An 18,696-nucleotide genomic window follows, 5' to 3' on the forward strand; every position below is an offset into this window, starting at 1 on the left:
AACGCATTGGTAAGACGCACCAAGCCGCAGCGGTTGTCAGCAAACTGCCGACGTGACGATCTTGAGCCGGCGATCCCTGGAGCGGGGCACAGCGTGCCGCATGGTATGCTGATCTCGCCAGGCTTCTCCATACCTGTTTCCGCGGTGCAACGGGGGCGGCACAGCTAAGTGCACTGCCAGAGGATGCCGGTGTCCGGCAGCTGCCACACGCGAAGTGCTCCCGCGTCCGTGTGGGCGCAGCGCGGGAAACAACGGCTCCTCACCCCCATGGAAATCGTGACTGGTGTGTAGGGAGATTCGAGGCACGCTTCCGTAGGAGTGCCGAGGGTTACGGCATGATCGCTTTGTTCGAGGAACTGGGAGCGCGTTTGGGTGTGGACCTGGGGCCGCTTACTCGGGCCATGGCGCGCCTTCCGTGGCCAGGGGAGAGTCCCGATCCCATCGGGACAATCACCCAACGCACCCCGCACTGGGGGTGCGACTTCTACCTGGATTTCCCGGAGCCGTTCGAGCACTTCACCCCGACGAACGTCCAGCTGTTCGGGTCAACCGGGGTCGACTGCAATCAGTTTGGTTTCGTGGCGCCGACGGGCCCCGTTTCCAACACCGACGAGTTGATGGTCGCGCTGTTGCAGCTAAAGGACGACGAGATCTTCGTCTTCCAGAATCTCGCGGCGTTTCTGTCGCTAGTCGCGACCGCTGGTACGGAGGCGATCGGCCGGGACATGACGGACCAAGACTTCGCTGAGGCTCGCGAACGCGCGCTGCAGGATGAGTTCTTCGCTTACAACTCACTGCTGCTCTGCTCGCTGCCTGGCGTTTCAGTGCCGGAGAGTCCGGCAGCGGTTCTTCGACAGAGCCCCGTGGTGGAGTTCACAGTGACGAAGGCGCCCCCGCCCATCATTTCTCTGGGTGCCGCGAGGAAACATGCTGACGCCAACGAACATGCCCAGGCTGCCGAGGTGTTGGTCCTGCTCGTGGACAAGTTCCTCGACCTCGGGGATCTGGTGCCGGAGGCCAACTGGGAAGCGCTCAGCGAGCTGCTGGACCGGGTCCAACCGGAGCTCAGCGACGCAGCCCAGGCTGGCTTGAAGGGGCGCGGGATCATGCGCTGAGTTGCGAGAACCGTTTCAAACGCGGTCGGACGACGCGCGACGGCTCGAGGAATGCGCTACTGCGCGACGTTGGAGAGCGCTGCGCCCTCACCCTCGTCTACGAAGTCCATCGCCGGGGCGGGCAAGTCCAGATCCGCTGCTGCAAACGTGGCCTCGAAGCGCAGCGCGTTGGCGACGCTCGCGTCTTCGCCGTGGGTCAAGATCTGCACGGCGCGTTCGACGACCCACTTGCCCATGCGTGCGACGTGGATCCCATCGGCGCGCACATCGAGCAGCTCTTGCAGCTCGGTGTCGTCTACCAGGCGCGAGTCCGCCGTCGCACCGAGGTGCACTCGCGCTGTTTCGAGCAGGCGCTGGAAGACAGCGTTCCAGGCTCTGAGCTCCTCTTCGGAGGTGGCGCTTTGCTCGAGCAGGTCGATGCCCACAGGCAGTTGCTCCAGGCGACTCAAGCACTCCGCGATCCAGGGCCCGCGCAACAGTCGACCGTGCTGGGGTGCGATGATCTCTGGCTTTGGATCCAACGCACGCACCTGCTCGATGACGCGCGCAATGGCTGCCCGCGCCGGCATGTAGAGTTGGTGGAACGCGCGGATGCCGACCCAGTCACTCTCATCCCCCCACAGACCACTGGCAGTCGCTGCCGTCACACCACCGAACAAGTCACCGGAGAAGAGCACGCGCGTCGCGGGGTCGTAGAGCATGGTCGCGCCGGCGAAGTGACAGAACGGAGACGGCACCGGCCGCAGTGAGTGCCCAGTGCCGAGGCGTAGTCCGCGTTCCACATAGGGATCCGTGCACACGTAACGTGACTTTGGGATGTTGAAGAAGCGCACCAGGCGCCACGTTTCCTCGGAGCAAAGCACGCGCGCTTTGGGCATGAAGCGGGCGAGCAGCGTGCCCACCACAGAACCCACATCGGGATCTTGATGATTGAGGAAGATCAGCTGCACCCGATCCACGCTGCCGAGCAGCCGGCTGCATTTCTGCTGAACAGCAGCAAACTCGCTGCTCGAGCCGGGATCGATCAACAGGTTGACCGAGCGCTTCCGATCGTCGGAACGAAAGATCCGCAGATAGGGATTCGCGAAAAAGATGCCGCCGGGATCGCGACGACCCACCCAAAACGTGTCGTCAGCGATCTCGATCGGCTCAGTCACTGGGTCATGGACGTCAGTCACGGGGAACCGCCGAAGTAGAGGGTTGAGGGACGATGAGTGTATCGGAACCGAACACCCCTACTGCCAGCGACAAGTCGTCACATGCGTGCGTTTTCAACCACGAAACACAGTGAAACTGATCTTTAGTTCCTTGCGGTAACGTATCGGTAGGATCGGGCCCGGTGCCGTTGCGTGACGGACTGAAGGCGCGAGCGGAGCGGACCGGTGCGGCGCGCCGTGACTGCCAAGGTCGATGGCCAGCGTTTCACAAGCGCTCCTCACCCCCAAATGCGCGAGGATTGATGCCAGCTGCGCCAACACTGAGCCCAACTGCGTGAGTTGCTGGGCCTCAGCGTCCCGCCCGTAGGCCCAATGTGCGTGCCTGAAGGCCTATTTCGCGGGCCGTGGAGCTATTTGAGCGCACGAAAGGGCATTCAGGACGCACGAAAGGGTGTTGGAGACGCGCGAGAGGCCTTCGCGGACGCGCGTGAAGTCTCAGCGAGCGCACACAAGGGGGTTGGGGGAGAGGAAGAGGTCCACGGGCGTGGAGCGTCTTGGAAATCGAGGACGGAGCGATCAGCGTGACGCATCGATCTCGCTGGCGTAGGACGCGTTGACATGAGCGCGCCCTTCGATTGGGGAAACGACCCCAGCGCGATTCGCATCGAGTGGGATGAAACCTCCCACCATGCGATCCACGTCCAAACCCAAGCCACGCGTTGCTCGATCCAGCACGGCGAGCCGGTGCATCCAGTGGTTATCAACCTCTTGCGATACGCCGGCTTTCCGCGTTCTCCGGTGACGTTCAAAGCAGGACGCACGTCCTTCGTCCCTGGCGAGTTCCACTCCTCCATCAGCGTGTCCGCGGGAGACAGGCCCACGGTCGTCTCTTGCTCGCACCACAATTGGTCAGAGGATCCGGGCTACGCGCCCGTGGTAGATCTGCTCAAGCGCGTGCTCGCTTCCCACGTGAGTGGAGAGCCGCTGCGCGACGCGACGCCGCTCCTCGCGCCGCTGCCAGAGGTGCTGCGGTTCGAGTACCGTCGAGGATCTCCGTACCAAGGCGGCGCTTACACCCTGACGCTCACCCCAGACGGCAACGCCGAGTTGTTGGTGCAGCAAGAGCAGCCCAACTCCGGAACCCAGTGGAAGAAGGCGAGCGCGCTACTCGACGACGCGACCCGGCGCGCCGTGATGACTTGGTATCGCATGCTCAGCGGCCCCGGAGAGGAGCCGCCGTTTTCTGCAGAAGCCGCCAGGGGAGGGCACACACCTGCAGAGTTCGTGGTTCGCAGCGCCGAGCGCACTGTCTTGCGTTCGGCGCGATTTGCCTGGGAGCAGCGCACCGAAGATCCCCGCTGGGCGGCCCTATTTGCCATGCTCGATCCCATCGCCGAGTCCCTGCTGCCGCGCCTGACCTAAGAACCGCGAGCAAGGGGTTTGGGGGAGAGGAAGAGGCCTTCCGCCCTCCGGCCCGCGCTACGAAGCCGAAGCAGTCGTATGCTGCACCGGCTATGTGGACGGATGTGGTGGTGGGATGCGTGGCTGGCGCCGGGGTGGGCGTCGTGAGCTCGCTCGCCGTCGAGATCTTCCACCTCGCCCTGCGTCGGGCACGCAACGCGCGTTTCATCGCCGCAGGTGAGCCGCCCTGGAAGGACGAAATCTTTCGCCCCAAGTGGGGCCTCCTCGGGGCGGCCAGCGCCATCATCGGTGCCATAGCTAGCGGACTTGGCGCGACGCTACCGATCCTGATTTGCGTGGCCCTCGTTCCGCCGCTCCTGCTCGCGCTGCTGGGTGTCGTCTACTTGCGCTAGTGGGGCGCCCGAGCGCCGCGCGACGGCTTGTTCGAGGTACGCTCCAAGCCATGCGACACGGGCTGCTGGCGTTGTTACTCACCGGGTGCTGCGCCACGCACGCGGTGCCTCCGAATGCCAAGTGTCCGAGCGAACCGAGCGCGCCGGCTGCACCAACTCCCGAGGCGGGGCAGCAGAACGCGCTGGAGCTCGCTCAAGACTCGCCGTACCGCAAGAACCCGGCGTTGCGCGCCAAGCTCTCGCAGAGCCCTCATAAATATTTCCGCGCAATTAATTCAGAGTTCGCCATCGAGGTCTGCAAGCGCTTCTCTCGGGTTCGGGCGACGCTGCCCATCGTGAATTTGCACGGGGACGCCCACGTGGAACAGCTGGCGATCACCGACGAAGGCGCGGGGCTCTCGGACTTCGATTATTCCGTCTCCGGGCCACCGGTGATCGATCTGGTGCGTTTCGGGACGTCACTAGCGCTCGCTGCGAAGCAGCGCGGCTGGCCCAGTGAACCCCTCGTGAGGGCGTTCCTGGACGCCTACGCGACCGATCCTCCACCCGCCAGCGATCAACCGCCTTCAGCGCTCCTGCGCCTCCGCTCCAGCTTCCGAGAGGACCGTGGGGACTTCTTAAACCAGGCGGAAAAGCTGATGACCACCGAACTCCCACCGCGCTACGCAAGCGAAGCGCGCGCGGGCTGGCAGCGCTACGTCGCGCTCGTGCTGCAACTCGACCCAAGCCGAAGCGCGGACTTCTTCCGCGTCAAGCGGCGTGGGATCCCCACGAACTTCGGCCTGGGTAGCGCGACCACCGCGCGCATTCTGTACCGCATCGAGGGTCCCACCAGCAGCCCCAACGACGACGTGATCCTGGAAGCCAAAGAGATGCGGAGCGTCCCCGACAATCCATGCATCGAAGGCCGAGGCGGCTTACCCGTGCGCATCATCCTCAATGCAACACGCCTCGGGGCGAAGGCAGATCCGTTCCTGGCGATCGTGCCGAGGGATGCCTCCGAGGACGTCGACGATCCGCCCTGGTGGATCCAGTCCTGGTGGGCACACTACGCCGAGATCGACATCCAGCGTTCCCTCGAGTCAGAGACCGAGCTGCGGGAGCTCGCCAGCTTCGCGGCGGCGCAACTCACACTCGGACATACCGGATTCCTGCCCGCGCCGTACGACCGTCAACTACGGGTCTTGCTCAAAGACATGTTGAATGAGCATCGTGAGTTGATCCTCGACGCGATTCACTCCCTCACCCAATCCACACTCGACGCCTACGCGAAGTTCAAGCAGTAGCGCCGCTAGAGCCCATCACAGGCGCGCAGGGGAACGGTCGGTTGGGGGAGAGGAACAGGCGCTAAAACACTTTGAGCCACAAAAGCAAACGGGCCCGGCGCTGTTGCCGGACCCGTCGGGGAGGGGTGAATGCCCGCTGTGCGGTGCAGGCGCTGTGATGTTTGTCACTCAGCCGCTGCGGGCTCCTCGCTCGGTCCGGTCTCTTCCGTTTCCGCGGTGGAACGGCTGCGGCGGCTGGCGAGCCCCATGCGCTCCCGTGGCACTCATACCAGCAGGTCTCAGAGCGTCATGCGTGCGATGAATACGTCGAAGTCATCCGTGCCAGTTTGACCCGGCAAGGAACCGCGAACCCGACCCACGACGAAGGCCGCGCCTGCGCCTACCGCGATGCCGTCGATTTCCGCGAGGCCTTCAGGCTCACTTGGGCTGAGCTGACGGATCCAGGTGACGGTTCCGTTGGACTCCAGCCTGGCTACGAAGCCATCGCTCGCGCTCGGCTCGCTGGTGAGTGAACCGAACGTCTCTCCTGCAACGTAGACGGCGCCCGTCTCGTCCACCTCCAAGGCGTGCGGCTTGTCCGACCGGTCGCTCCCAAACTGCCGCGTCCAGATCGGCGAGCCGTCGGAGCTGAGCTTCGACACGAAGATGTCGTTGTTGCCAGTGTTGGTGAACCCAGGAAAGGCGGAGTGCGTGGTACCTGTGACGATGACGTCGGCGTTCGGGTCGATCGCGATGGCGAGCACCTGATCGCGGTCATCCGTCGCGATGGGCACTGTCCAAAGCTCCTCCCCCGCAGAACTGTACTTGCGCACGAACCCGTCCACGTCCCCGGGCTTGGTGTCGAAGCCAGGCATGCCGTCGGTGACTAGGCCCCCCATGTACGCGTTTCCGGAAGCATCGACGGCGACGGCATAGGCGAAGTCGTTGAACGGATGCGTGAACTGTCTGGTCCAGGCGACGTTGCCGCTAGCGTCGTGCTTGAGAATGAACGCGTCTGAACCACCAGCATAGGTCTGTCCGGGGAGTGCGGCTGCGACGGTTCCGACCACGAATGGGCTCCCGTCCGGTCCGCAGTCCAAGCTAAACAAGTCGTTTTGACTGACCGCTCCGAACACGCGCGTCCAGAGCACGGAGCCCGTCATCGAGAGTTTCCGAAGGTACATCGTCTTGTGGGCCTTGGAGCCTTCGCCATCGAGCAGCCCGGAGAGCGTGCCCGCGATGTACATGTTTCCCTGAGCATCCAGCTTGAGCGCGGACAGTTGCTCGCTTCCCTCTTCGGCGGTCAGCACTCGCGCCCACAACTCGTCGCCCGTCGGCGAATAGGCGCGGATGAAGTCGTCGCGCAGACCACCGGACACCCCAGCGCCTGGGGTGGCGTTGTACACGGTGCCCGCAATGTATCCGTTGCCCTCGGCGTCAATCGCGGCGCCATTGGCGCTGTCATCCCAGCCCGGAATTCCGCCAAACTGATGTACCCATTCTCCAGGGCACGTGCCGATTGGTCCGCAGCCGGCGCCCGGTTTTCCCGCAGATCCCGCGGCGCCGCCGCTGCCGCCTGTCTGGCTGCCGCCGTTACCGCTGCCTCCCGAGCCGGCGCTGGACGCCCCTGCAGACCCACCCGCTCCGCCGGAGTCTCCGAAGCCCACCTTGGCATCCCCACAGCCCACTGCGATGAGCGCCAACGCAGCGGCGTACCCCAACCCTCGGTCCACCATCTCAAAGGGTATGGACGACGCCCTGCGTGGCGTCAATGATCGAACGGCTTGTTGCCGTACGGTCGCTTGGGAGTCCGCCTGAGCGCGCTCCCCAACCACACACACATTGGGACCCATCGTAAACTGGCTCCCTACAGGAGTCCCTGCTAGCCGACTGCGAAGACTCCTCGATTTCGCTCGCAAGAAGCACCACTTCCCTTGGTTGCAACGGAAGCGTTTCCTGACGGAAGCACCACGAAGGGATGACCAAACAGTGCTTGACTGAGTTCCACGGCATATCAACATCAGCGAACCGACATGGGAAGCCCTGGTTCCAGCGTGCGAGATACTCTCCGGCCTGATGATCGGATTGTGTGGGACGAGTACGTTCAGCTGGAAGTAGACGGCGTTCGACGTGAGGCAGTTGGAGCTCTCCAGCGCTTCGTTGATCGGCTCAAGTCCTATTCCGAGGATGAGCGGCGTCGGTTTGCGCTGCTGCTGGTTGACGCCGTTCGGCGCGAGGGTGGTTCGGAGTTCCCCATCCGGCATCCACTCTGGAACGAAGTCGTGCTCCCTGTGCTGCTTGAACGTTACGACCGCAACGAGCCGGGCTCCGCACGAAGCCTTCTCAGGTTCCGCCATCAGCTCCACGGTGGTTCCGCGTGCGCCGAGCAGATCGGTGACCGAGACGTTTCGGATTGGGCACTCGTCGATCAGGCGATCACACAAGAGCCCAACGCGAGGGACCTGAGGGAACGCTGGCTCGCCATGCGTGCCGATTGGTTCGAGTACGCCATCCATGAGGTGCCATCAGGGGTGCTATTGGGGCAGGATGGGGCCTCCGTTGCTGGGTGTGACGACCTGCTCGCAGAGCTGAGTGAGTTTGAGGTTCGAGCGGAAGCGCTTGGAGTGCGGGATCAGCACGGCGAAGCGATTCGTGAATGGCGCTACTACTTCGCTGGCTATCGCGAGTACCTTGTTCATAGTGAGGACTATGCGTCGTTTGCGGACTTCCTGTCCTCGCACCCGATGAGTGCTGAACGAACCTGAGCGAATGGGCGCTCAATCGCGCCGTCTTGGCTTCGGCAACACCCAATGTCGTTGCACGCCGGGCAAAAAGCCCGCCTGGAAGCCACCACCGCCTGGGCCGCGCGGATTCGAACGACGCTGGGCGACACGCTCCAAGCCCACGCCGGCGAAGTGCACTCTGCGTCGGCGTCGGGGAGGTGAAGGGTGAGCTCAGGCTTCTCCGGGACGTGTTCGCCGGAGGTCATCGCGCGGCCGGTCCATTCGGGGCCTCCTATCTTGGCGCGTCGTTCCGTGGGGTACACGGAGACCGCGACGTTCTTGTTGGGCGCGCGGGAGGCTTCGACGGGGGTGCGCTGTTCGGCGTAGTAGCTGGTCAGGAGTTGGCGGAGGTCGAGCTCCGACGGCACTCCGTCGACGATGAGCGAGTGATCGCGGCCAGCGATTGCTGGGGTGTTGGTGTCGCGGCGCTCGTAGACGCGGAGCGCTTGACGACAGCGCTCCTCGCCCCCTGAGGTGACGTAGCCTTCGAGTCCGCTGCTACAGGCCACCGGGGCGGATGCGGTTGCGGATGCGGTCGGTGCGGACTTCGGCTCGACTCGCTTCTCAAGTCCGTTGAGGCTATGGAGGGATATGCCGTTCACCCCGGAGCAGGACGCGCTCTTGGTTACTGCGATAGCGAACGCGCGCGCGGCGATTGAAGCGGCTCATCCGGCAACTGAACTCGTCGGCTTCGCGCTGATGACGTGCGACGTGCTCTGTTGCGTGACGGCCGTTGGCCTCACGCGGGGACACCGCGAGAGGCTGGATGAGGGCGAGGAATTCGTGTTTCCGGAGTGGGATTGCTGGGAGGAGGGCCGGGTTGCGATGGAAGCGGTGGATGAGCTGTTGCACGCCAGGGAGAAGTCGATCGTGCGCGAGGGTTGCTACATGCCGGACGGTGTAGTCGAGGAGGCCCACGCCTACCTTACCCGTGGCCTCGCAACGGCCCGCGAGCGCGGCATCCTGCCTGAAAGCGTGTATCTGGACGTGGGGGCCCCCGACCCAAGCCCGCCATTAGAAGAGTTATCGGCGGCCGCCATTCGACTGTTGAATCCGCCCGACGTCGCCGCCCGCGCGCTTGACTACCTTGGCCGCCAGTAGCCATTCCGTAAGGAAAAGCCACGGCCCGGGCGAGCGAAGCGATGCCCCAAGCCTCCGAGCTGAGGGGAATCGACTCGAACTGGACGGAGTCCAGCGGGCTGGACGGAGTCCAGTGAGAGCCACGGTGCGGGCGAATGCCCGCACGCGCCGATAGGCGCGAGTGCACCCCGGAGGGGTGAAGGTTTCCAAGCCGAAAGCAAAACGGGCCAGCGCGTTAGCGCTAGCCCGTTTTGGTGGAGGCGCCGGGAATCGAACCCGGGTCCGCAAGGCATCCAAACAACCTTCGTTCACGTGCGTAGCCTCAGTACCGCTGAGACACGGTTCCTAGATTCGGCTAGGACCTATCCCTCACTGATCTCAGTCGCGCTATCGAGGGCTCTCTCGCGTGACCCAGTCTTTGTAGTGACGCCCTTAGGTTACCAAGACAATCTTACCCTTGGACGGCTAGGCTGTTTTTCAGGCAGCCAGAGCGATCGCGTTGTCGTTCGCAATTAGTAACGGCCCGCTTAGAAATGGATCGGGCGCCATTACACGCAAATTGTCCTTCAGTCCCCACGTCGAAACCGATCGCCCCCATGGCGAAGCTGTCTTTCGGCAGGTCCGGGAAGGTTAGGCACGGCGGCCCCTTAGTCAAGCTCGGCGCGCGAAGTAGCTGAAATCAAGGGGCTCCGTTGAGCTCCAGCCAGCTGGGGGCGAAGTCGGGCTCGTGGGGGTGAGGGAAGTGGAAGGGTACCTGGAAGCGCTCGGCGAGCTGTGTGCCCACCTCGTTAGCGGCTGCGGCTTCGGGCCACGGCGGTACTGCCCCACGGAAAAACGGTTCTGCCGGCCGACCAGCGCAGCGCGGGGTGAGCTCGGTCGCACTTCAGCGTTCCTCACCCCCAAACCCGGAAACTAACGCAGCACTTCCCACCTTGCCGCAGCATGAACATCATGCCGTTGCATTGCTTGCCGGCACCGCCGTGTCCGACGGTGCCGCGCGGATGAGCGGTCAGCTGGGGCCGCGGGTCAAGCTGCTGGTGTACGTCTCCACGAACCGCGTGTTCACCGGGCTGCCGGTGCCGTTGAAGCAACGCAAGCGCACCTCGGTGCCGTCTCCCCAGCTGTCCCACGTGGACGGCTTGCAGTAGCTCGAGTCGGAGCCGTAGGCGGTGATATGAGGCGCGCTGTGCAGCGCGCTCAACAAGGAGTGCCGCGCGTAGTAGTAACCGGTGGCCCAGCGCCCTGCGGTGTTGTCGCCGAGGTAGCCCGGGCAACTCGAGTAAAGGTCGGTGCCCGTGTTGTGGGAGTAGATGGACGACGGCACGTAGTCGCTCCCCGTCGAACTGTGGGCCCACAAGTACGCACCGTAGTTGTAGGCGCCAACCTGCTTGGGCGCCAAGTAGTTGAGGGTGAAGTTGGTGTTCGCCGGTGCGCCCGTCGAACTGAAGCAATACACGTTGACGAAGGTCTCGCCGGACAGGGCTCCCCAGCCTCCGACCTTGCAGTGTTCGCTGCCGCCGCCATACGCAGTGATCTCCACGCTACCGCCCGCGCCGGACAGGCCTGGTAGGAAGGCCTGGTAGAGGCCGTCGTCCAAGCGCACGACGCGGTTGGTTCCGCCGCTGGAGTTCCAGCTGTACGTGGGGTCGACGTTGAAGGGCGTGTTCTCCGGGGGAGCGGCCCAACCCGACCAGAGGTAGGCGCCGTTGCCGTCGTAGCCGCCGTCAGGCCGCGCAAAGCGCACCACGAACGGTGAGTTTACGAGGCTGCCGCTTGCCGTGTGGCAACGCACATGGACTACCTCGTCGCTTCCGCTGGCGCCCCAGCTCCCAACCTTGCAGCGGCTGTTGTTCGTGCCAATGGCGACCACCTGCACGTTGCCTCCAGCGCTGCCGAGGCCCGCGAATGTCACGTTATACAGGCCGGTCCCGGAGCTCGTGACGTTGATGCCGCCTCCGCTGCTGTTGTAGGCCCAGAGCGCCGGGGGCGCGCCGGTGCCGAAAACCGAAGCAAACCCGATGGGAGCATACGAAAGCTGATCGCCCTGGCTGGCGGTTTCTTCGGTGTCGCCCTCCGTGCCCACGTCGGTCACGCAGGCGGCTTGGCTGCTGAGGGCGAGTAGCCCGGCGACGGCGAAGAGCTTGGCTGCTGCTCTACTCGTGAATTTCCTCATGGGATAGGTCTCCTTTTAGACAAAGGTCGGCCCTGCGCGCACGCTCACAACGGCGAGCGGCGCGGTGAGCCCTGCTGTGGCGCCGAAGGTAGCAACTGCCGCGGCCCGGCGGGCGACAGATCGGCGTTGCATTGCGATCTCGAAACTCTCTCGGATGTGTCCCTGCGGAAATGTTTTGCGGGTATGGCTTTTGGTCTCGGGGCGCGGGTGAAGGGGGCTGAGTGGCGCGCTGAGCCGAGGCCCCTTCGGTTCCGCGGTGGGGTGTTTGGCCTCGCCCTCACCCCCAAGGGTGAACGGAAGCTACGATTCCTGGCCCCCCCCCACACACACTTGTGAGCGCCGCGAGTACCACCCGGTAGCGCTGGCAACCGAGTTGGCGGGCTGATGCGAGCGCTACCGGGAGTTCCGCGGGGACGCGCACCCGTGGTAGATTCCGCAAAATGAAGGGTCGCTTTGCGGGTCTTGCTTGGGTTGGGTTACTCGTCTTGCTGGTGCCCGGTTGCTTCGGGCGCGTCTCGGAGGACACGGACAGCCTCGGCGCCGGGGGCAACGGAGGCGCCGCTGGCGGCGGCTTTGGAGGCACGGGCGTTGGGGGTGAGGGCTGGACGGATACAGGGCCTACGCCTACCGGCACGCCGCTAACCGTTACCGTAGGGCAAGAGACGGGTTGCGCGCTGCGGGCGGATGGCCGCGCGGCGTGTTGGACGCTCGAAGCTGGCCAATACACCGCGGCGGAGGACGTGCCGGGGCTGCCGAGTGGGCTCCACTCCGTGGCGGTTGGCGACGCCCACGGTTGCGTGCTCACCGGGCACGGCAGCGTGTTTTGCTGGGGCTCCGCCTCCCACGGGCAAAACGGCGTCGGCAAGTCGAGCGCGAAAGGCCTCGAGCTAGAGAGCTTGCACGGCCTGGTGAACCAGCTCAGCGCGGGGGCAGAACACAACTGCGTGCTCGACCGCGAAGGCGCCGTCTGGTGTTGGGGCGCCGGTGGACACGGGCAGCTCGGCAACGCGGCGTTCAAAGACAGCGCCGCGCCCGTGCGCGTCCAGGGCTTGAGCGGTGCGGCGCAGCAGGTGGTGGCGGGAGCGGACTGGAGCTGCGCCTTGCTCGAGAGCGGCGTCGTTGAGTGCTGGGGGTCGGCGGCCTATGGCAACCTCGGCCAGAGCGTGAAGGGCGACTCGGCGAAGCCCGTGATGATCCGCATCGAGGACCAGGTGACGAGCCTCTCCGAGGCGAGCGGTGACCTGGCGTGTGTGATCCTCGCGGATTCGCGGGTGCGCTGCTGGGGTCGCTACTCGAACGCCGCCATGCCTGTGGTGTACGGCGACGTGGGCCCGATTGTCGGCTTCAAGGAGCCGGATCGCGTGGCGTGGATCGCCACCGGTGGGGTGCAGGCTTGTGGGCTCCTCACCTCGGGGCACGTCACCTGCTGGACGCGGGACGACGGCCCGCGCTGGCGCCCCGCACCGGAAGACGCAACCGACGTCTCCGCTGGCGGCGCGTTCTCTTGCGCGCGTAACCCAGACGGCGTGTGGTGCTGGACCCTGGTGGTGGACGAGCAAGACTTGATTCAGGAGTCCCCGGCGACGAGGATCGCGCTGTGACGAAGGAGCCTGTTCGGAATGCCGCGCTTTGGCTGGGAACAGCTGGGCTCTGCGTCGCCTGTGGCGGCCAGGCGACTTCGCCTGAGCTGAGCCCGGAAGAGCTCATCCCGAAGAGCACTCCCGTGACCTTGTCCGCTGGCGCTGACCACACCTGTGCGCTGCGCGGCGACGGGAGGGTCGCGTGTTGGGGGCGCGCCGATCACGGTGAGCTGGGCAATGGTTTCCATGGCAGCCAGCTCGAACCGGTGCCAGTGCGCAACTTCAACGTCGCGGTGCACAGCATCTCGAGCGGCGGGCTCCACACCTGCGTGCTCAGCATGGATGGCAGCGTGTGGTGCTGGGGCCAATCGGACCAGGGGCAGGCAGGGAGCCTACAAGAGATCCAGTTCCCCGAGGAAGTGACCGCGCTTCACCGACGAGTCGAGCAGCTGAGCGCTGGCGGCTACCACAGCTGCGCTTTGATCCGCGACGGCAGCGTGGAGTGCTGGGGTCGGGGGGGGAGAGGTGCGCTGGGGCACGGCTTCGACGACAGTGAGGTGCCACTCAAGGTCGCAGGGCTCCCCAAGGCGCAGCAAGTGGTCGCCGGGCGCAACAACAGCTGTGCACTCACCTTCGAAGGCGAAGTGTACTGCTGGGGCGCGGAGACCACGGGGATCCTTGGAGCGCAGACGGAGCACAGCGTGGCGACCCCGGTGCGCATTCAGTTTCCGAGCGCCGTCACTCGGCTCGCCAGCGCGACTGCGGATCAAGCCTGCGCGCTGCTCGATGACGGGCGGCTCTTCTGCTGGGGGAGCAGCGGCGACGAGCGCATCGACTTCCCCATGGAGAAGTCGCTCGAGCAGCCACTGTCCGACATACACCTTGGAGGCAACCAGTCGTGCGGCATCACGAGCTCCCAGGAGCTCGGCTGCTGGGAGTCTGGGTATGTCGAGCCCTACGCCGAGGCGCCAGCGCTGAGCGGCGTAGAGCAAGTGTCAGCGGGCCAGGGTCATGTGTGCGCGCGCACCGCCGACGAAGTGTGGTGCTGGGGCTCGACGCAATATGGCCAGACCGGTGGCTACATCAACACGGGTACCGCGAAGCAGGTGTTCTTGGAGTAGCCGCCGTCAGTACAAGCAGGCGCTGATTTCACCTGCTAGCGGCGTTCCGGGGCAGCTGCCCAGCTCGACGACGTCGAGGGTGAGCTCTTGCTGTTCAGCATCGGCGGGGGCGGCCCCAGTGACACCTTTCACGCAGTAGACGCGCATCGCGCCGTTGAGCTCCAAGCGCAGTGAGCCGCTGTAGCTGCCGTCTGACTGCTGGGCGTATTCGAGGCGCCCACCGCCCTCGAAGTCGGTGTCGAGTGACTCAGGGATCTCCGACACGTGTTGTCGCGCGCCCAGCCAGGGGCGACGCTCATCAATGGGAGTTCCGGAGAGCTCTCCAAACACGCGTGCCTCGTACGAATCGCAGTTGGCGGTACCGGTAGCGCTGTAGGAGTAACAGAAGTTGAGCTTTTGCGTTGGGCCCTGGACGTCGGCGCAGGAGCCCAAGGTGCTGAAGCCGGAGAACAGCAGCGCGGAGCCGCCCGCCTGGAGCAGCTCGGCAGGATCGACCCACTCCGCTTTTGCCACGCAGATTTGTTCTGCGCTGGTCTCCGAGGTGAAATGCGCGCGGCCGACGCCCACGTCTTCGCTCGGTGTGCGAGCGGCGGTGAAGTAGAAGTCGTCGACCACACCCTGGAGGTACCAGTTGTCTCCCGCCCGTCCCTGCAACAAGCCTGCTTCGCCTCGCAGGTCGTGCCCCTCGAGCTGCCCAGCGCTCACGTGGCTCTGGGAGGAACAGTCGAGATCCGTGTTCGCGCTGGCCCCGCCGCCAGCGTTGCCGTCGCTACTGCATGCCGAGGCTAGAAGCGAAACGGCGCCGAGCACAAAGACCGTGCGGAACAAGAGAAACGGGAGACGCTGCATCTCGCGAAGAGTACGGCCCGAGGTGCCGTCTTGGCGAGTCGTGTTCGGCGACCGAGCGGCAGCGGCACTTGGATGAAGTGACCGACCGGCGCTCCTCACCCCCAAAATTGCACGCATCCTCAACGGAAACCTGAATGCGTTGCGGTCGGGGATGGGCTCACGTTACCGTGCGGTCATGTTTGGCTGGGGGAGTGCGCGCGGCGTGCTGACGTGTGCGCTGGTGTGTGTCGGCTGTGGCGCGGCGGAGGATGGTCCGCTGCTCGATGATGGGCCGCCTCCCGCGGGGCCGAAGAATGTGCTTGCGGCGGGACCTCAAGGTCCGTTCGCGATTTCAGGCGATGGCGCGATCGTGCGGTGGCGGGTTGGGGACACCGAGGCGGTTCCGGTTGCGGGGCTCGGCGAGCGTGAGTGGCATGGCATCAGCATGAGCGACTACCTGGCGTGCGCGCTGTCCGCGCATGGGAGTGTTTGGTGCTGGAAGCCTCACGACCTATCCAGCGAGCCATCCGAAGTTTCAGCGTTGCATGGTCGAGTCGATCGGCTTGTTGTGGGTGGATTTCACGCTTGCGTCATGATCCGTGATGGGAGCGTGGAGTGCTGGGGGCTGGGAACCAGCGGCCAGCTTGGAGACGGCCGGGCCATGACCAGCTTCGAGCCCGTGCGGGTGGAAGGGCTCGACGGACGGGTAGTTGACGTTGCCGCGGGGGATCGCTCGAGCTGGGCCTTGATGGACGACGGGCGCGTTTACGCGTGGGGAGGCGTCAAGGCGGAGCTGCCCGTCGCGAAGCCGATCGAGGCAGATGGTGTGGTGACTCGGCTTTGTCAGACGGGCGATAGCCAGCTCTGCCGGGTGTTGGAGGGCGGTCGATTCACGCCCTCCTCCTGGGTTGGAGAGTTGAGCGGCGTGCGCCTTGCGACGCTCCCCCGTTACGCCGCGGCGCCGCCGGAGATCTCCTACTTTGCGGTTGTGCTGGAGTCGGGGGAGCTCAACGCGTGGGACAACGAGCAAAGGCCTCCCCAGCGCTTCTTCGAGCCACCGAACATCACGGAGCTCGTCACCGGGGGAAACTACGGCTGTGTCGCCAATCCGGAAGGTGTTTGGTGTTGGGGGAATCAGGCGTCAGGAACCGCTCCGCCGCTCGTTGAGATCCCCACGCGGGTCGAGCTTTGAAGGAACACAGGGGACCAGCGCTGCGGCGCGTGCGGCTGCGTTGAGCTGGCTCAGTACCAGCAGCTCAGTAGGTGATGAACCGCAGGTGTTCTTGAGACGAGCCGTCGCTGTAAGTCACGACGTAGGTCGGGACACGCTACGCCCTGACGGTGCTCACTCTCCCACCGCAGCACAGGTGTGCTTGATGCTGGCTGCGTCGGTCACTCGCGCGATGAACCAGGCGCCTTCAATCGGCGTTGCCTCTTGGGTGAGGGAGGTGCCGGTGTAGCTACCTTGGAGCGATCCCACGCTGGAGCAGAAGCCGCCGCTGAAATCGACGAGCGCCTCTTCTGCGCGGTCGTCGTTGATGCCGCGAGGAAACTTCAGTGTGATGTCCGTCGCCGAGAAGGTGCCGTCGGCGTTCAGGGGCAGCGGCTCGAAGTGTTGCGCGGGGCCACAGCGCTCAGGACCATCGATGGTGATCTGGAGCTCGCTCGAGTCCTCCGCGATGTCGACTTGAGCGTCGAGCACGATGAGCTCGCTGGGATCCGGGTGCATGAAGCCGAGCACCAGCGGGCCGCTCAGTTCGTCGGCGGTTGGCAGCGACGTCTGGCACGCGACCTTCAGCTGGGGCCCCTCGGGGGTCTCGGTTGCGGTACCGTCGTCCGCGCCGCAACCAGCTAGAAATAATGCAAAAATCGACGCATAAAATGGAGTGGCGAGTGCAGGGCGAGTCATGGACAGCCTTTCCGGAGACCGACGATCGGCCTCTCCTCGCCCTTCAATAGAAGACGATAGTTACTCGCATTCAACTCGCGCGGGCGAGCGACGCCTTCTGCAAGCTGACCACCAGCTGCACCACGGAGTGCACGAACTCCTCTTCGCGCACGTGTGCGGGGGACTCCGTCAGCCAACGCAAGAAGGTGAAAGCCATGGCGTTTACCGTGACGAAACGCGCGGCGGGCGGCGCAGGCAAGCGGCCATGAGCCGCCTCCAGACGACCCAAGCAGTCGAGCACCATGCTCTCCACCGCCGCCATGAAACCCGTCTCAGAGAGCAACGGCGTGCCCCCCAACAGCTCCCGCAGCGACGCGCGCCGTGGCTGCAAATGCCCGATCAAAGTCCGGAGTTGCGCGGTCAGTGCCTCTTCGAAGCTGGTCGCAGACTGCACCGCTTCGCTTTTCCACGCGGCGTCATGAGCTTCGAACAAGCCGCGCTCGACCAACCCCAGCAACAATGCGTCCTTGTTGCGGAAGTATTGATACAGCGAGCCGACGCTGACCCCCGCGGCATCCGCCACGTGGTTGGTCGTGAACGCGGCGAGTCCATCGCGCTCCAGAATCTGTCGCGAGGCATCGAGGATGGCGTGCACCATCTCGATCGAGCGCTGCTGGCGAGGCACCTTCATCAAGGCCCGCCGAGGCAACAACGAGGTTGAATTGAGCTGTTCCATAGTTTGCTCGCATTTGTAGTGACCGACCGTTGCGATCGGGAGCGGGGGACGCGAATAGTTTAGGATTGCCTCATGAAGAAGGCATGGGGAGCGCTGGCACTGGTGTGCGCAGCATGCGGGGGACTGACCACTGAAGCGACTGACGGACCGACGCCGCCCATCCAGCAGACCGAAGTCGAGCTCGAGGCGGGTTTGGCGAGTACGTGCGCCTTGAAGGAAGGCGTGGTGGAGTGCTGGGGCCTGCTCGACTACTCGTTGGAGAACTACGACGCTCCGCCCCAAGTCGTGCCTCACCGGGTGATCGAGATCCCCGGGGAAGTGACTGCGGCGCACGCTGGCGGCTACCACTGGTGCGCGGAGACCGCGGACCACTCGGTATGGTGCTGGGGCATGAACAGCGCGGGGCAGGTGGGGGGTGGTGTTTTCTCCGAGTTCGAGCAACCGTCGCGCGTGAAGAGCCTGGATGGTCGAGTCGCCGCAGTGGACGCCGGGGAGTTCAACACCTGCGCGTTGACACTCGACGGCGAGGTGTACTGTTGGGGCAGTGCTACCACCGGCCTACAGCCGATCGGCAACACCGGTGCGATCGCGGAGCCCGAGCGGATCGCAGGTATTGGGGAGCGCGTGATCCAGGTCGAGGTGGGCTTTCACCGTGCCTGCGTGCTCACTCAGAGCCACGCCGTGAAGTGCTGGGGTTACGAAGCGCTGGAAGACTATTCGTCCGCCGACCTTCAGCCCTATACCGTCGAGCAGCTGCCCACCCTCGAGGCTGGGGTTGAGCGGATCCTACCGATGCGCGATCGCTTGATGTGTGCGTTGATGCAAGACCACACGGTGCGCTGCAGCGGCATCACCTTCTTGTCCGAAGTCGCGCCGAGTCAGGTCGTGGAGATCCCCGAAGTGACCGATGTCGTGGATGGCGGAGCCGGCTTCGACTTCGCCTGCTTCGTCAACAGCGCCGGCAAGGTCGCGTGTTTCGGGCGCGCGGATCGCGGACAGCTTGGTGCCGCGCTGCCTGGAACCGAGTTCTCTGAAGAGTTTCAGTTCCCGCAGATTGACGGCGTGAACGCGATCAGCGTCGGCGGCGGGCATGTGTGCGCGAAGAACACCGAAGGCGCCTTTTGTTGGGGGGCCAACGAGTTTGCCCAACTCGGCA

General features: G+C 64.7%; 17 protein-coding genes and 1 other RNA gene. 10 read left to right on the plus strand and 8 right to left on the minus strand.

The window, feature by feature from the left end; genetic code table 11:
• The first annotated feature begins 335 nt into the window (after window positions 1–335).
• Window positions 336–1,115: a hypothetical protein gene (locus H6718_19950; GenBank protein ID MCB9587687.1), complete on the plus strand. Its 780-nt coding sequence runs from the start codon at window positions 336–338 to the stop codon at window positions 1,113–1,115.
• Window positions 1,116–1,171: 56 nt separating this feature from the next.
• On the opposite strand, the gene H6718_19955 is transcribed toward H6718_19950, so the two are convergent.
• Window positions 1,172–2,293, minus strand: a complete 1,122-nt coding sequence (locus H6718_19955) for a hypothetical protein (GenBank protein ID MCB9587688.1) — start codon at window positions 2,291–2,293, stop codon at window positions 1,172–1,174.
• A gap of 597 nt (window positions 2,294–2,890) precedes the next feature.
• Here H6718_19955 and H6718_19960 point away from each other — a divergent pair.
• The 3 genes from H6718_19960 (at window position 2,891) to H6718_19970 (ending at window position 5,372) form a co-directional block, all read left to right on the plus strand.
• The gene (locus H6718_19960) at window positions 2,891–3,694 is read left to right on the plus strand and encodes a hypothetical protein (GenBank protein ID MCB9587689.1); all 804 of its coding nucleotides are present in this window, start codon (window positions 2,891–2,893) and stop codon (window positions 3,692–3,694) included.
• A 92-nt stretch (window positions 3,695–3,786) separates the two neighbouring features.
• Entirely contained in the window at window positions 3,787–4,086 is a 300-nt protein-coding gene (locus H6718_19965; protein ID MCB9587690.1) for a hypothetical protein, read from the plus strand.
• Window positions 4,086–5,372, plus strand: coding sequence for a DUF2252 family protein (locus H6718_19970; GenBank protein MCB9587691.1), 1,287 nt, complete (start codon window positions 4,086–4,088; stop codon window positions 5,370–5,372). The genes H6718_19965 and H6718_19970 overlap by 1 nt, the downstream gene beginning before the upstream one ends.
• A 278-nt stretch (window positions 5,373–5,650) precedes the next feature.
• Here the strand turns inward: H6718_19970 and H6718_19975 are convergent, their stop codons facing one another.
• A complete protein-coding gene (locus H6718_19975; protein ID MCB9587692.1) occupies window positions 5,651–7,087 on the minus strand; it encodes an SBBP repeat-containing protein in 1,437 nt (478 codons plus the stop codon).
• 318 nt (window positions 7,088–7,405) lie between these two features.
• On the opposite strand from H6718_19975, the gene H6718_19980 reads away from it, so the two are divergent.
• Window positions 7,406–8,116, plus strand: a complete 711-nt coding sequence (locus tag H6718_19980; protein MCB9587693.1) for a hypothetical protein — start codon at window positions 7,406–7,408, stop codon at window positions 8,114–8,116.
• On the opposite strand, the gene H6718_19985 is transcribed toward H6718_19980, so the two are convergent.
• The gene (locus H6718_19985; GenBank protein ID MCB9587694.1) at window positions 8,059–8,643 is read right to left on the minus strand and encodes a hypothetical protein; all 585 of its coding nucleotides are present in this window, start codon (window positions 8,641–8,643) and stop codon (window positions 8,059–8,061) included. The two genes, H6718_19980 and H6718_19985, sit on opposite strands and share 58 nt — an antisense overlap.
• An 82-nt stretch (window positions 8,644–8,725) precedes the next feature.
• On the opposite strand from H6718_19985, the gene H6718_19990 reads away from it, so the two are divergent.
• Entirely contained in the window at window positions 8,726–9,235 is a 510-nt protein-coding gene (locus tag H6718_19990; protein MCB9587695.1) for a hypothetical protein, read from the plus strand.
• Between the two features lie 231 nt (window positions 9,236–9,466).
• On the opposite strand, the gene ssrA is transcribed toward H6718_19990, so the two are convergent.
• Window positions 9,467–9,810, minus strand: a transfer-messenger RNA (tmRNA) gene (ssrA, locus tag H6718_19995).
• Between the two features lie 413 nt (window positions 9,811–10,223).
• A complete protein-coding gene (locus H6718_20000) occupies window positions 10,224–11,387 on the minus strand; it encodes a hypothetical protein (protein ID MCB9587696.1) in 1,164 nt (387 codons plus the stop codon).
• Window positions 11,388–11,827: 440 nt separating this feature from the next.
• Between H6718_20000 and H6718_20005 the strand changes: the two genes are divergently transcribed.
• Together H6718_20005 and H6718_20010 are read left to right on the plus strand one after the other, a co-directional pair.
• Complete coding sequence (locus H6718_20005; GenBank protein ID MCB9587697.1) at window positions 11,828–12,988, plus strand: hypothetical protein; 1,161 nt, start codon at window positions 11,828–11,830, stop codon at window positions 12,986–12,988.
• Window positions 12,985–14,088, plus strand: coding sequence for a hypothetical protein (locus tag H6718_20010; GenBank protein MCB9587698.1), 1,104 nt, complete (start codon window positions 12,985–12,987; stop codon window positions 14,086–14,088). The genes H6718_20005 and H6718_20010 overlap by 4 nt, the downstream gene beginning before the upstream one ends.
• 6 nt (window positions 14,089–14,094) lie before the next feature.
• Here H6718_20010 and H6718_20015 read toward each other — a convergent pair whose 3' ends face one another.
• Complete coding sequence (locus H6718_20015; GenBank protein ID MCB9587699.1) at window positions 14,095–14,937, minus strand: hypothetical protein; 843 nt, start codon at window positions 14,935–14,937, stop codon at window positions 14,095–14,097.
• Window positions 14,938–15,112: 175 nt separating this feature from the next.
• Here H6718_20015 and H6718_20020 point away from each other — a divergent pair, with 175 nt between their 5' ends.
• On the plus strand, window positions 15,113–16,108 hold the full coding sequence (locus H6718_20020) for a hypothetical protein (protein MCB9587700.1): 996 nt from the start codon (window positions 15,113–15,115) through the stop codon (window positions 16,106–16,108).
• A gap of 153 nt (window positions 16,109–16,261) precedes the next feature.
• On the opposite strand, the gene H6718_20025 is transcribed toward H6718_20020, so the two are convergent.
• Window positions 16,262–16,825 carry a hypothetical protein gene (locus tag H6718_20025; protein MCB9587701.1) on the minus strand — a complete coding sequence of 188 codons (564 nt, stop codon included), beginning with the start codon at window positions 16,823–16,825 and terminating at the stop codon, window positions 16,262–16,264.
• A gap of 70 nt (window positions 16,826–16,895) precedes the next feature.
• Entirely contained in the window at window positions 16,896–17,540 is a 645-nt protein-coding gene (locus H6718_20030) for a TetR/AcrR family transcriptional regulator (protein MCB9587702.1), read from the minus strand.
• A gap of 72 nt (window positions 17,541–17,612) precedes the next feature.
• Here H6718_20030 and H6718_20035 point away from each other — a divergent pair.
• Window positions 17,613–18,696, plus strand: a 1,084-nt coding sequence (locus H6718_20035) for a hypothetical protein (GenBank protein MCB9587703.1), incomplete at its 3' end; no start/stop codon positions are given.

This window comes from Polyangiaceae bacterium (genome assembly GCA_020633205.1).
Lineage (GTDB): Bacteria > Myxococcota_A > Polyangia > Polyangiales > Polyangiaceae > JAHBVY01.

Bases quoted from the DNA above. Each gene is read 5' to 3' on its own strand.
- H6718_19950 (MCB9587687.1), top strand. From the start codon at position 336: ATGATCGCTTTGTTCGAGGAACTGGGAGCGCGTTTGGGTGTGGACCTG.
- H6718_20000 (MCB9587696.1), bottom strand. From the start codon at position 11,387: ATGAGGAAATTCACGAGTAGAGCAGCAGCCAAGCTCTTCGCCGTCGCC.
- H6718_20020 (MCB9587700.1), top strand. From the start codon at position 15,113: ATGTTTGGCTGGGGGAGTGCGCGCGGCGTGCTGACGTGTGCGCTGGTG.
- H6718_19990 (MCB9587695.1), top strand. From the start codon at position 8,726: ATGCCGTTCACCCCGGAGCAGGACGCGCTCTTGGTTACTGCGATAGCG.
- H6718_20030 (MCB9587702.1), bottom strand. From the start codon at position 17,540: ATGGAACAGCTCAATTCAACCTCGTTGTTGCCTCGGCGGGCCTTGATG.
- H6718_19975 (MCB9587692.1), bottom strand. From the start codon at position 7,087: ATGGTGGACCGAGGGTTGGGGTACGCCGCTGCGTTGGCGCTCATCGCA.
- H6718_20025 (MCB9587701.1), bottom strand. From the start codon at position 16,825: ATGACTCGCCCTGCACTCGCCACTCCATTTTATGCGTCGATTTTTGCA.
- H6718_20015 (MCB9587699.1), bottom strand. From the start codon at position 14,937: ATGCAGCGTCTCCCGTTTCTCTTGTTCCGCACGGTCTTTGTGCTCGGC.
- H6718_19960 (MCB9587689.1), top strand. From the start codon at position 2,891: ATGAGCGCGCCCTTCGATTGGGGAAACGACCCCAGCGCGATTCGCATC.
- H6718_20005 (MCB9587697.1), top strand. From the start codon at position 11,828: ATGAAGGGTCGCTTTGCGGGTCTTGCTTGGGTTGGGTTACTCGTCTTG.
- H6718_19965 (MCB9587690.1), top strand. From the start codon at position 3,787: ATGTGGACGGATGTGGTGGTGGGATGCGTGGCTGGCGCCGGGGTGGGC.